Below are 13,936 nucleotides of genomic sequence, written 5' to 3'. Positions count from 1 at the left end.
GGTTACCTGTTTTATTTTATATACGTTTAATCTTTTATTTCTAGCCTTATCAGTCACTATCTGAATGATGTGTGCACGAACACATATTGGTGTATCTTCTCCATTATTTTCACTTCCTTCAAGAATTAAAAGCTACTTTTCCTCTGGTTTCTCATCTGATAAGTGCTTTTTTATCTATACTATCTTTACTTTTTCTTATGTTTAACAACATGTATACTTCCTCGCTGTTGTAGTTAACTTATTGATTATTAGCAGCATATTCTTTATTATGTATTATGTGTGTGCGCACACACTATTGCTTAATTCAATAATTCATTTTACTTTTGCCGATGAAAAACAAGATACTTATCAATAGATGGATAAAGAGTTTTCAAATATTCGGATTGTAGACATTGCCAAGATGGCAGGTGTCTCTGTTGGCACGGTAGATCGTGTAATCCATAATCGTGGCAGGGTATCTGAAGAAAACAGGAAAAAGGTACAGGCGATTCTGGAGATGGTACATTACCAGCCCAATCTGATGGCACGTTCATTGGCGGCTTCCAAAAAGCAATATCATCTTCTTGCGATTACTCCTTCTTTTGTTCAGGGAGAGTATTGGGAAGCTATTTCGGAAGGCATAGATAAAGCAGCGTCGGAAATGGAATCGTATAACATCACCATTACCAAACTCTTTTTCGATCAATATAATAACAAGACTTTTGATGATATCATCCGTAATCTGCTGAATGAGAAAGTAGATGGTGTATTGATTGCGACTTTGTTTACGGATTCTGTTATCCGGCTTTCGCAGGAACTTGACAGGAATGAAATACCTTATGTGTATGTTGACTCCAACATTGGAGGGCAACATCAACTGGCTTATTTCGGAACGGAGTCTTATGATGCCGGAGTGATTGCTGCCAGATTGTTGATGGACCGGCTTTCTTCGTCTTCCGATATATTGATGGCGCGAATTATTCATAGTGGGAAGAATGACTCTAATCAGGGAAAGAACAGGCGGGAAGGTTTCTGCCATTATCTCACGCAAACAGGATTCAATGGAAATCTGCATGAAGTGGAGCTGAAAATAAATGATTCAGTGTATAACTTCATAAAACTGGATGAAATATTTGAAGCTAATCCAAATATAAATGGGGCTGTTATCTTCAATTCAACTTGTTATATTTTAGGGAATTACCTGAAAGCGAGAGGAATGCAGTCTGTTAAACTGGTTGGTTATGACCTTATCGGGAGAAATACACAGTTGCTTTCCGAAGGTGTCATAACCGCATTGATTGCGCAGCGTCCGGAGCGTCAGGGATATGATGGTATTAAATCATTGTGTAATCATCTGTTGTTCAAACAGAGCAGTGAAAAGGTTAATTTGATGCCTATCGATATTCTTCTCAAAGAGAATCTGAAATATTATCTGAACAATAAATTATAAACATATAAATTTGTAAGAACCATGAATGAATTATTTAACGTAAAAGGCAAAGTAGTTGTTATCACCGGTGGAGCTGGTATTTTAGGTAAAGGTATTGCTGCGTATCTCGCAAAGGAAGGTGCAAAAGTAGTTGTGCTCGACAGAAGTGAAGAAGCAGGAAAAGCATTGGTAGACAGTATCAAAGCCGAAGGAAATGAAGCTATGTTCCTTTACACGGATGTAATGGATAAGGAAGTGCTGGAAGGTAACAAGGTAGAAATCATGAAGGCTTATGGCCGTATTGATGTATTGTTGAACGCTGCCGGAGGTAACATGGCAGGTGCAACTATCGCTCCGGATAAGACTTTCTTCGATTTGCAGATTGATGCATTCAAGAAAGTGGTGGATCTAAACCTTTTCGGTACAGTATTGCCTACAATGGTATTTGCTGAAATTATGGTAGAACAGAAGAAAGGTTCTATTGTAAACTTCTGCTCTGAATCGGCTCTTCGTCCATTGACCCGTGTGGTAGGTTATGGTGCGGCAAAAGCAGCTATTGCCAACTTTACTAAATATATGGCTGGCGAACTGGCTTTGAAATTCGGTAACGGTCTGCGTGTAAATGCCATCGCTCCGGGATTCTTCCTGACCGATCAGAATCGTGCATTATTGACTAATCCGGATGGTTCTCTGACTGACCGTTCAAAGACCATTCTCGCTCATACTCCATTCAACCGTTTCGGTGAACCGGAAGACCTTTATGGAACAATCCATTATTTGATTAGCGATGCTTCTAACTTCGTAACAGGTACAGTAGCTGTTATCGACGGTGGATTTGATGCATTCTCTATCTAATATTGGGATGATATCATTCTGTTTTTAATCATAATTAGTAACTTGTAATCAGGAAAGAATAATATGTATTTATGTGAACAAACTTGGCGCTGGTATGGTCCTAATGACCCGGTTAGCTTGTGGGATATTAAGCAGGCAGGCGCTACTGGTATAGTAAATGCTCTTCATCACATTCCAAATGGTGAAGTGTGGACAGTAGAAGAGATCATGAAGCGTAAGCAAATGATTGAAGAAGTGGGTCTGACATGGTCTGTGGTAGAAAGTGTACCTGTACACGAGCATATCAAAACACAGACGGGCGACTTTATGAAATACATCGAAAACTATAAGGAAAGTATCCGTAATCTGGCGAAGTGTGGCGTGATGGTAGTTACTTATAACTTCATGCCTGTATTGGACTGGACCCGCACAGATCTTGCCTATACAATGCCGGACGGCTCTAAAGCACTCCGCTTTGAAAAAGCAGCTTTTGTAGCTTTCGATCTTTTCATCTTGAAACGTCCGAATGCTGAAAAAGACTATACTCCGGAAGAAATAGCTAAAGCGAAAGCTCGTTTTGAACAGATGAGCGAAGACGACAAGAAATTGTTGGTTCGTAATATGATTGCCGGACTTCCGGGTTCGGAAGAAAGTTTCACGGTAGAACAATTTCAGCAAGCATTAGATCGTTATGACGATATTGATGCAGAGAAACTTCGTTCCAACCTGATTTTTTTCTTAAAAGAAATTGCTCCTGTTGCCGATGAAGTAGGAGTGAAACTGGTGATTCATCCGGATGATCCTCCTTATACCATCTTAGGTTTGCCTCGTATTTTGAGTACGGAAGAGGATTTCAAGAAATTGATTGAAGCCGTACCTAACGAATCTAATGGCCTCTGCTTGTGTACAGGCTCTTTCGGTGTGCGTGCCGACAATGATCTTGCAGGTATGATGGAACGTTTTGGCGACCGTGTGAACTTCGTACACTTGCGCAGTACACAACGTGACGAGGAAGGAAACTTCTACGAAGCTAATCACTTGGAAGGAAATGTAGACATGTACAACGTAATGAAGAGCCTTATTCTTCTACAACAGCGTCGTAAATGCTCTATCGCTATGCGTCCCGACCACGGACATCAAATGATTGATGACTTGAAAAAGAAAACGAATCCGGGATATTCTTGCCTGGGCCGTCTTCGCGGATTGGCAGAACTTCGCGGCTTGGAAATGGGTATTGCAAAATCTATTCTCTAATCGAAGTACATAGTTAGCACTTTATTATCAAACACTACGGCTATTATTGATTGAAATAATAGTTGTAGTGTTTTTTATTTGTTTTTTTTCACCGGTTGAGGAATAAGTGAAGCGAATAAATCTCCAACATGCGTATCTTTATCGGCTTTCTTTGCTTTTCTTGCTTTTTTCGGTTCGGGAATGATAAGCAAAGCTATTTGTGCGCAAGCTTCGGCATCTGCCAATGCGTGGTGATGATTCTCTAAATGATATCCGCATCGTTCTGCTACCGTATGTAACTGATGATTGGGTAAATCTTTTCCAAAGACTTTCCTCGAAGTACGGCAAGTACAATAAAATTTATAATCAGGATAAGTCATTTCATATAATTCGTGAACCGCCCGGAGACACCCTTCATCAAAAGGACTGTTGTGAGCAACAAGCGGCAATCCGTCTATTAACGGTTTTATTTCAGCCCATACATCGGGGAAATCCTCTGCTTCTATCGTATCGTCATAAGTCAATCCGTGAATAGCTGTTGTCCATTGCGTATAATAATTAGGAGCAGGGCGAATCAGACGGTAGATCTTATTCACAATCTTACCGTCTCTTACGATGACGACGCCAACACTGCATACGCTGGTACGTTTGCCGTTGGCTGTTTCAAAGTCGATAGCTGCAAAGTTTTTCATCGCTTCCATTGTTTTTTCGGATACAAATATAACATAAAAAATGAGGTTGGAGAAAATATAGTAACAGGATTGGCAAATAGAGACTTTTTATAAAAAAATGAGTTTAAACGGTCTTTGAGAGAAACATTTTCAATAAAATCTTCTTCTTTTAAAGATTTTACACTATTTTTGCTGCACATAAACAAAAAGCATGGACAAAACATACTTTAAGTCTAAATACGTTTTAATATTCATTCTCTTCCTGTTTGTTTTTATAGGTGGACTAAATTACAAACATTGGCTTGTCACTAACAAGCTGACACCCAAACGCATTTCCCTTATTTATTCCATGTCTAAAAATGATATCGATAATACAAAACTCGAAAAACTCTTGTCTAAAGAATTCCGTCAACAAGGAATAGAAGCCATATTTGATAAATTCTATCTCGATTGTTCTAAACTGAATGAGAAAGAAGAAATAGAACATGCACGGAAGTATCTCGAACTGCTTGAAAGTAAATCTACAGACCTTATTCTGATGATGGGTGACCAGGCAACCTATTCTTTTCTATCTACTCGCCACCGTTTATTGTCTTCCATTCCCGTGGTAGCTTGTAATGTACGTTTTCCTAATGAAGAACTGGCAGGAGAATACGATTTGAAGAAAGTGTATATATTGCGTGACAGTCCCGATCTGAAACATAACATAGACTTTATAAAAACATTGTATCCCCATAATAAAATGGAGATCATTTATAACATAGACCTTACTTATCTCGGACATCAATCTTTTGATAAACTATCCAAGGTAGTTGACAGGAAAGATGTAAGACTGCTGGGCTATCAAAAAGCATTCGTACAGGAGTGTGATTATAAGCATTTAACGGAAATGATTGAATACTTCAATCTGAAGCCCGGCTTGGTAAATGATCATGTGAAAAAGAGTGGTTTGACCATAACTCTTTGTCCTTTTCGCTATATAAGAGGAGCTTCCCTGCTGGTTATGTTGGAGCAAGCAAAAAGAGAACAGGAAAGTCATCAGGCGTTCTTATTGGATAAATTAGATATGATGGCCATTCCGATAGTGACTGCCTTAAATGTTCCTTCTTTCAGTTGTATCCGTGAGGGATTTGGCGAAGACGCCAAGATTGTAGGTGGTTATATGGCAACAGAAGGTATTTCTGCAAAGGCAGCCGCAGATCTTGCTATGCGTCTTTTGAAGAAAGAGAAGATAGGAATGCCTAAAATAAGAGATTTGGAAAAAGAATATGTACTGGATTGGATTTATTTTTCAGAATATGCAGGTGATATCGGCAACGTTCCGAATGATGTCCGTATCATCAATTATCCGTTTTATGACCGCTACCGGAAAGAGCTTTATATACTGGGCGGACTCTTTGTGATTTCTTTTATCCTCGTAACCATCAGCTTGTTACGTACCCATCGGCGTTCGTTGATAGAACGTAAGAATCTTCAAATACTGGAAGAAGTTCACAAGCGATTGAGCCTTTCTGTAGATGGAGGTAAAATCTCTCTTTGGAATATTCAGGAAAGTATTCTGGAGTTTGACGACAATTATACACAGTTGGTCGGACTGGAACAACGGAGGTTCACCAAAGAGGATATGATACAATATACTCATCCTGATGATGTACAGTTACTTAGTTCATTCTACGAAACCTTGCATCAATCTCCCGGCATGCAAATACAGCGGATACGTTTCTGTTTTGGAAAAGAGGGCGCAGATTATGAATGGTACGAACTACGATGTAGCAGTTTGAAAGATGCCAGGGGAGAGATAATGCTGGCCGGTACCATGCAGAATATTCAGAAACTGGTGGAGCATGAACACCAGTTGATCCTTGCGAAATAGATAGCGGAAAAAGCCGAACTGAAACAATCGTTCCTGAATAACATGAGCCATGAAATTCGTACGCCGCTCAATGCTATTGTAGGCTTCACCAATCTGCTGATAGCCGAAGGAGCTGATGAAATAGAGCCGGAAGAAAAGGCAACCATGCTCGAAATCATCAATACCAATAATGAACTGCTTTTAAAACTGGTGAATGATGTGTTGGAAATATCCCGTTTGGATTCGGGCAACTTATCCTTTGATATAAAGGAGTGCGACATCACGAAAATAGTGAAGGAGATTTATATGACCTATCAAACATTGATTCAACCCTCATTGAACTTTCTTCTCGAATTGGACGAAACTGTTTCCTTACCGGCCAATATTGACAGTTTGCGTTTTACGCAGGTCATCTCCAATTTCCTGAACAATGCAAACAAGTTTACCAAAGAAGGAACAATTACTTTGGGAGGTAAAATAGACAAGGAACACCGGGAAGTTTGTGTCTACGTGAAAGATACCGGCAAAGGAATTGACGATAAAGAACTCATGATGATTTTTGACCGTTTCTATAAGACGGATGAATTTGAACAGGGGAGTGGTTTGGGACTTTCCATTTCTAAGGTGATTATCGAACGGTTGGCGGGTCGTATAGAAGTAGATTCCGAAGTGGGAAAAGGCAGTTGCTTTTCCGTTGTCTTATCTTTGGCAAGTACAATTTAATACAAAAAACAAAAAGCATCTAAAAAAAGAAGGAATGAAAGAGATACTGAAACCTTGGCAGGGATGGTTACTGTTTGGTTTTGCAATGGCTATTGTCTTTGCGTTGGGGGTCGTTATTTCATTCCTGACGGAACGCAGACCGGAAGTCGTAAATGCAGTTTATCGCAAAAAGATAGAGATAACCGGGATAGAAGCACGCAGTTCTCTGTTCTCCGATAATTATCAGCGTGAATATAAGACATGGGGAGACACTACATCGACCGATTCGCATGGCGATATGAATGGAAGAATATCCATTGATGTGTTGGCGCAACGCCCCGAAATGGTCATTTTATGGGCTGGGTATGCATTTTCTAAAGATTATTCTTCACCACGCGGACATATGTATGCTTTGGATGATTTAAGACATTCACTTCGTACCGGTGCTCCCATGCATGCTGGTGACGGGCCTCAACCTGCCAGTTGCTGGATGTGTAAAAGTCCCGATGTTCCCCGTATGGTAGCAGCTATCGGGGTGGATTCCTTTTATAATAATAAGTGGGCTACATGGGGAACTGAAATTGTAAATCCCGTCGGGTGCGCCGATTGCCATGAACCTAAGAATATGGATTTGCATATTAGTCGCCCGTCGCTTGTCGAAGCTTTCCAACGTCAGGGCAGAGACATCACACAGGCTAGCCCACAAGAGATGCGCTCATTGGTGTGCGCCCAGTGTCATTCGGAATATTACTTCAAAGGCGATATAAAATATCCCACTTTTCCCTGGGATAAAGGTTTCACGGTTGAAGACTTGGAAAAGTACTATGATGAAATCGGATTTACTGATTATGTTCATAAATTGAGTCGTGCCCCTATATTGAAAGCACAGCATCCAGATTATGAGCTTTTCCAAATGGGTATTCACGGTCAACGCGGTGTGTCATGTGCCGACTGTCACATGCCTTATAATGATGAAGGAGGAATAAAATACAGCGATCACCATATCCAGAATCCGTTGGCTGTGACTGAGCGTACTTGTCAGACTTGTCATCGTGATAACAAGGAGACACTTTGTAATAATGTATACGAACGTCAGCGAAAGGCAAATGAATTGCGTGTCCTTTTAGAAAAAGATTTGGCGAAAGCACACATCGAGGCTAAATTTGCCTGGGATAAAGGAGCTACTGAAAACGAGATGAAAGAAGTCTTGCAGTTGATCCGACAAGCACAATGGAGATGGGATTTCGGCGTGGCATCGCATGGTGGTTCTTTTCATGCTCCGCAGGAAATAATGCGTATTTTAGGTCATGGATTAAACAAAACATTCCAAGCCCGTATGGCTATCAACAAAATCCTGGTATCGCACGGATATACAGGTGATGTTCCGCTTCCGGATATCACAACGAAAGAAAAGGCACAGCAGTATATTGGTTTGGATATGGCCGCCGAAAAGGCGGGCAAAGATAAATTTCTCGAAGAGATTGTCCCTGAATGGCTTCAAAAGGCAAAGGCAAACGGACGCATCGTTGATTAGAATTTATTTTCGCTATATTTGCGTACAAAATAGATCCATGTATACAGAATATCAGCCTTCTCATTTACTTGTTCCCTACATTGATAACTATTGGGAGTTTAAGGGCAATCCGGATTATGGTATGCGCATCCATATTCTGCCGGATGGTTGTACCGATTTTATATTTACGCTGGGAGAGGTGGCTAATGCTGTTGAAGAAGGAAGTCTGATGATGCAGCCCTATCGTTCCTATTTTGTAGGACCTATGACAAAATATTCGGAACTCGTCACTTATACAGAATCGATTCACATGTTTGGTGTTCGTTTTTTACCTTGTGGGCTGTCTTGCTTTACAAACCTGCCTCTACACGAATTTGTGAATAGCAGAGTCAGTACTAATGAGATGAAGGCTGTTTTTGATGACACTTTTATTGAAAGATTGGGTGAGCAGAAGCATGTTGCAGATCGAATACGGGTAGTGGAGGAGTATTTGCTGGCATATTTGGCGCGCCATTATCAGCCTGCCGATTCTCACGTCGCTATGGCAGTGAACATGATTAATCATTCCGAAGGAAAACGTTCAGTTCGCAGTTTGATGGATGACGTCTGTTTATGTCAGCGTCATTTTGAGAGAAAGTTCAAGCATTATACCGGATTTACTCCTAAAGAATACAGCCGTATTGTCAAATTTAAGAATGCTGTAGAATTGTTGAGAACCACGACATCAGCCAATCTGTTGACTACGGCAGTTGATGCAGGATACTATGATTTAGCGCATTTCTCAAAAGAGATTAAGTCAATGTCCGGCAACACTCCTGCGTCTTTTCTTTCCCTTACCGTTCCGGAAGAAACTACACTTACTTATATCGAACCACAAAGATAGATAGGTAAAAGTCGCTTTTTTACAATAGAGTGGGAGGATATGCCGTTACCTTTGCAAGGTTAATAAAAAACAATCAGCTTATGACCACAAAAACAATGAAAGAGAAAGCAACAGAATTGTTGCAGAGATGTGAAGTAGTTACCCTTGCTTCTGTGAATAAAGAAGGTTATCCTCGTCCTGTGCCGATGAGCAAAATCCTGGCAGAAGGAATTTCCACGATCTGGATGTCTACCGGAGTAGATTCACTAAAAACAATTGATTTCTTATCGAATCCGAAAGCAGGATTATGCTTTCAGGATAAAGGAGACAGCGTGGCGTTAATGGGGAAAGTGGAAGTTGTAACTGACGAAAAGATGAAGCAGGAACTTTGGCAGGACTGGTTTATCGATCATTTTCCCGGTGGTCCCACTGATCCCGGCTATGTCTTGTTGAAATTTGAATCGAATCACGCAACTTATTGGATTGAAGGAACATTTATCCATAAGAAGCTCGACTAATTCTACTCGGAAAGATAAGGAATAGCGGATTTAGCGAGGCTGTTCGAGAACAGCCTCGTAATTCATTTAGAATTCAAATTTTTCCAATTTCATTTCAGCCAATTTCTGAATGATACCTACATATTGAGCGAAATGAGGAGATTTTTCGTGTGCTGCCAATACTTCGGCATTCTGCCAAGTTTCGCAAATCATGAAAACGTCAGGACGCGTGCTGCTTTCGAAAGTATCATAAGCAATGCATCCTTCTTCTTTTAAAGAACAGGCAGTCAGTTCTTTTGCCGCTTTTATCGCTTCTTCACAGTTGGATTCGTTTACACGAACAAAAACATTTAATCTGATCATAGTCTTTTTTATTTATATAATTAAAAGAATTACTTTCTCACAGTATCTGTGAAAAGTCGGAGGCAAAGATACTATTTTTCTATACTTCTGGTGAGTTTATTTCAAAAATTCATATAAACTTCATGTCATCCTAAAAAAACAATTATATTTGCATCTGAATTCTAAAAGCAATGATTTTGGGCACAATTCTTAAATTTGTTATAGCTTAATATTAGCCTCATAAACCACAGGCTAATTTCTTTCGTTTGAGTAGTTCTATACTTGAACAGGTTTTTCATTTTATCATTTTTATTATTCACTGCATCGTTTTTCAAAACTGATGCAATATGAGAACAAATGGAAAATTTCGTGGTTCTTCGTCAAATTTGGTGGTAATCTCTTTTTTATTTCACCGGTCTTCTTCTTTCTTAATCCTATTAAAAGTTGTAGATATGTTTGCTTTTTAGTAACTTTAAAGACACCACATCATTAAGAGTTACAATGCAACAAGTCATATCTACAACGTACAAATATACATCAAAAAAAGAAAATACTCCTACAAATAGGGGATTATTCCATGATTTCAGATTCAGTCTTGGCTACGATAATCTGCAACAAGATGGTATCTCTGAAGCTGTTAGCTCATTGACGGTCTTTCTACATACGGCTGGCAAGGGGGCTTCCTGTCCTTATTGCGGACATTTCAGTCACCGATTGCACAGTTACTACTCCCGTCATATTCAGGATCTTGAAGTTTACGGTCATACTTTGGAGTTAGTCATAAAGGTTGGCAAATATTATTGTGATAATGTTTCTTGTCCACAAAAAATATTCTGCGAACCGTTGTCTTTTCTGGCTCGTCGGTATGGTAGACGGAGCTATCTTGTTGAGGAACGCATCAGATCGATAAGCTTGGAACTTACTTCCCGAAAGGCCTCTTCTCTTTTACAACTGTTCCATATAACGGCCAGTAGTTCTTCCTGCTTACGCATCCTACAACAGTGCGGACAACATAATCCTATGCATAATAAAAGTATTTATGTAGGTATTGATGATTTTGCCTATAAAAAAGGTAAGGATTATATGAGTGTGGTCGTAGACCAGATGACACACATACCTATTGCTTTGTTAGAGGATAGAAACGGAGAAGCACTTGATAACTGGCTCATCCGGAATCCTCAAATACAATATATAACGAGAGACCGTGGAAGATGTTTCACAGAAGCTATAAACAGAATAATCCCTGGTGTTACACAAATCTGCGACCGGTTCCATCTAATCAAGAATATGACGGACACGATGATACCGGAAATAGAGAAAATGATTCGTCAGACCAAGAAAAAGCTCAAATACGAATATCCTGACAGAGACACGGCTTCTTCGTTAATTCTTCAGGACATATTTAACATGGGAGATGTCCGACACAGAGAAAAATTAAAGATATACAGGGAAAGCTTGAACTTAAAAATGCAGGGGATGACCATTGAGCAGACAGCCACACATTTGGGTAAGAAAAGTCGCTACATTTATAAGATCATTCACAACAGAAGAATAGGGGCATACTTGAATGAGCAACAGAAGACAGCTCTTAAATATGTATCCGAACTGGCTACAATCATTAGTGCGGGCTGTATTACTCGAAAAATATTGGCGCAAAAAATGGGGAGTAAAATCAGTGGCGCACTTATTGGAAGGATAACATCCAGCTTGCGAAAAAGGTATCAACAAAAGAGGAAGGAAATCAAGGAGCATAATGAGAGCATTGAAAACGGAAGTAAAATACAGAGAGTTTCACAGAATCAGATACGCAAATACATTCTAAAGGGAGAATCGGATAATCCTAAACTAGCGGAACTGTATAAGTCCTCACCACAGATAAAAGAACTCTTAAGCGTGTGTCAAAATTTCAGAGACATGATTAATGGGAACACTTATGATAAGGATATTAGAAAGTGGATTGAAAAAGCGAAGGCAACACGGAATATGCCACTAACGAACTTTGCATATGGTATTGAAAAAGACTGGGAGGCAGTACAGGCAGCTATTGATATCCCCTTCAGTAACGGATTACTGGAGGGGACAGTGAATAAAATTAAAGCGGTAAAAAGACAGATGTACAATAGGGCAGGAATTAAACTACTGAGAGCGAAGATTATTTATTCACAATAGAAGAAGTACCACCAAATTTGACGAAGAACCAATTTCGTAAGAAATTGTAAGCTAAACATAGAAAAAGAGATTGAAAGGATTGAACGCCAGCCGATTGCCCTGATTGATAAGATAAAACAGATTATTGATGTTATGCAGACCTCACTTATTCTGTTGAAGTCAGCCGTTGTCGAATATCAATTCTCAAATTCAGCAGAAGAGATTCTTTTCTTTAAAATCTGGAAACCGCAAATTTTCGGGTTATTGATGTTTTATGTCCGCTTATATCAGATTGAAAAGAACCGTATCGGCGAAACTCCGTCCTCACAATACAAATATCTGAAGTCGGAGCAGGAGAATCTGAAAAGATATTTTCTAGATAACCCCTTCTATGATTACTACCATACGGGCAGGACAGAACTTGACGAGCTGTATTTTATCAGAAGTAACTATGACATTCTTTCGGACATCCGTTGCGGGCTACTGGATAGAGATTCCTTTTTTACCACCTTGCATGATTCTAGTGTGGCTGAAATCATAGCCAATAATCGTTTGGCGGAATATCTGTCTGCTGAAATAGAACGATTATCCGAAGAACTCCATTTGAAATTCACTTCCATGATAGACAGCCGACTATTGCAGTGGACAGACAGCAAAGTAGGATTAGTAGAATTCATCTATGCCTTATACGCAGGTAAATGCTTCAATAATGGAAATACAAGTTTGAAAGATATTGCTTTCTGCTGCGAAGTACTATTCAATATTGAGATAGGAGATTTTTATCGTATATTTCTGGAAATCAGAAACCGGAAGAAGAGCCGGACACAATTTCTTGATAAGCTGAAGGATAAAATATTAAAGATGATGGACGAACTGGACGGATAAATTTCATAGCATCTTGTGACATCTTGTGAATTATACAAATAGCTAATCTCCAACTTTGCGAAGAAAATAATTGATTCACAAAGAAAAATAATAGCTTTTGTATAGTTATGGAAACAACATTTACATGGGAGATAAGGGTGAAGAATAGCCCCTTGTTAATTAAGAAATGCAGCCACTGTGATAGTGACCGCTTTTATTGCAGTGATAAGTTCAGGATGAATGCACAAAAGAAAAACATTGATGTCTGGCTCATTTATAGATGTGTGAAATGTGATAACACTTGTAATATGACTCTGTTATCCCGCACTAAACCCGACCTGATTGATAAGAAACTGTTTCACAGCTTTTCCATGAACGACAGGAATGTAGCCTGGCAGTATGCTTTCTCTGCCGGAATGGCAAGTAAAAACAATCTTCAATTAGACTATGACAGCGTTGACTATGAAGTGATAAGTAACATCTCCCCGGAAAGTATCATTCATATGACCGATGAAATAATAAGTATCCGAATCAAATGTGATTTCGACTTGAATCTGAAACTGTCATCATTAATGAAAAGATATTTCTCTCTTTCCAGTACTTGTTTGAAGCGTATATTGGAGCAGGATGTAATACACATTCCTGCCAAAAAAGTATCACTGAAATCTAAAGTGAAGAATGACGATATAATTTTTATACGTATGAAATATTTGATTGAATCATTAAGAGGGAAGTAGGCCGAAACTATATGAATATAGTATGAATGTTCCTATTAAATAACTGATAATATTAGCTATCAATGTGTTGATTAATATTTGCCTAGTTTTATATTTCCTTTTTAGAAATAGCCAATTGGTAAATGATTCAAGGATGAGAGTTAAAATAAAAGCTACAAGATAGAATAATACGAATATCAATAGATTTCCTGGTTCGGAAATATTTATTTCATGGCTACTTACCCACGGAAACCAAACAACTAGAATCCATCCACCGTTAAGTGCCAGCGTAGT

General features: G+C 39.2%; 11 protein-coding genes and 1 pseudogene. 10 read left to right on the top strand and 2 right to left on the bottom strand.

The features are described from left to right. Positions 1-355: 355 nt before the first annotated feature. The 3 genes from H8796_RS21805 (at position 356) to uxuA (ending at position 3,496) form a co-directional block, all read left to right on the top strand. Entirely contained in the window at positions 356-1,429 is a 1,074-nt protein-coding gene (locus H8796_RS21805; RefSeq protein WP_117937554.1) for a substrate-binding domain-containing protein, read from the top strand. 21 nt (positions 1,430-1,450) lie between these two features. After that, entirely contained in the window at positions 1,451-2,263 is an 813-nt protein-coding gene (locus tag H8796_RS21800; RefSeq protein WP_004304110.1) for an SDR family oxidoreductase, read from the top strand. 63 nt (positions 2,264-2,326) lie between these two features. Beyond that, complete coding sequence (gene uxuA, locus H8796_RS21795) at positions 2,327-3,496, top strand: mannonate dehydratase (protein ID WP_004304108.1); 1,170 nt, start codon at positions 2,327-2,329, stop codon at positions 3,494-3,496. 74 nt (positions 3,497-3,570) lie between these two features. Here the strand turns inward: uxuA and H8796_RS21790 are convergent, their stop codons facing one another. Then, positions 3,571-4,167, bottom strand: a complete 597-nt coding sequence (locus H8796_RS21790; RefSeq protein WP_117937598.1) for a 3'-5' exonuclease — start codon at positions 4,165-4,167, stop codon at positions 3,571-3,573. Between the two features lie 164 nt (positions 4,168-4,331). Here H8796_RS21790 and H8796_RS21785 point away from each other — a divergent pair. The 4 genes and pseudogenes from H8796_RS21785 to H8796_RS21770 all read left to right on the top strand — a co-directional run bounded on the left by H8796_RS21785 (position 4,332) and on the right by H8796_RS21770 (position 9,593). Then, positions 4,332-6,721 (top strand): annotated as a pseudogene (locus H8796_RS21785) (sensor histidine kinase). A 34-nt stretch (positions 6,722-6,755) separates the two neighbouring features. Continuing rightward, positions 6,756-8,234 carry an ammonia-forming cytochrome c nitrite reductase gene (nrfA, locus tag H8796_RS21780; RefSeq protein WP_117937596.1) on the top strand — a complete coding sequence of 493 codons (1,479 nt, stop codon included), beginning with the start codon at positions 6,756-6,758 and terminating at the stop codon, positions 8,232-8,234. 37 nt (positions 8,235-8,271) lie between these two features. Then, positions 8,272-9,096 carry a helix-turn-helix domain-containing protein gene (locus tag H8796_RS21775; protein WP_117937552.1) on the top strand — a complete coding sequence of 275 codons (825 nt, stop codon included), beginning with the start codon at positions 8,272-8,274 and terminating at the stop codon, positions 9,094-9,096. Positions 9,097-9,176: 80 nt separating this feature from the next. After that, positions 9,177-9,593, top strand: coding sequence for a pyridoxamine 5'-phosphate oxidase family protein (locus H8796_RS21770; protein ID WP_117937550.1), 417 nt, complete (start codon positions 9,177-9,179; stop codon positions 9,591-9,593). 66 nt (positions 9,594-9,659) lie between these two features. On the opposite strand, the gene H8796_RS21765 is transcribed toward H8796_RS21770, so the two are convergent. Further along, entirely contained in the window at positions 9,660-9,935 is a 276-nt protein-coding gene (locus H8796_RS21765) for a putative quinol monooxygenase (RefSeq protein ID WP_117937548.1), read from the bottom strand. Positions 9,936-10,415: 480 nt separating this feature from the next. Between H8796_RS21765 and H8796_RS21760 the strand changes: the two genes are divergently transcribed. The 3 genes from H8796_RS21760 (at position 10,416) to H8796_RS21750 (ending at position 13,663) form a co-directional block, all read left to right on the top strand. Beyond that, on the top strand, positions 10,416-12,083 hold the full coding sequence (locus H8796_RS21760; RefSeq protein WP_117938157.1) for an ISL3 family transposase: 1,668 nt from the start codon (positions 10,416-10,418) through the stop codon (positions 12,081-12,083). Between the two features lie 57 nt (positions 12,084-12,140). Continuing rightward, complete coding sequence (locus H8796_RS21755; RefSeq protein ID WP_117935017.1) at positions 12,141-12,947, top strand: RteC domain-containing protein; 807 nt, start codon at positions 12,141-12,143, stop codon at positions 12,945-12,947. Positions 12,948-13,054: 107 nt separating this feature from the next. Further along, positions 13,055-13,663, top strand: a complete 609-nt coding sequence (locus H8796_RS21750) for a DUF1062 domain-containing protein (RefSeq protein ID WP_117935015.1) — start codon at positions 13,055-13,057, stop codon at positions 13,661-13,663. Positions 13,664-13,936: the final 273 nt, after the last annotated feature.

The organism is Bacteroides sp. M10, from assembly GCF_014334015.1.
Lineage (GTDB): Bacteria > Bacteroidota > Bacteroidia > Bacteroidales > Bacteroidaceae > Bacteroides > Bacteroides intestinigallinarum.
The sequence above is the reverse complement of the archived record's forward strand: the minus strand, read 5'-3'. Positions and strand labels throughout refer to the sequence as shown.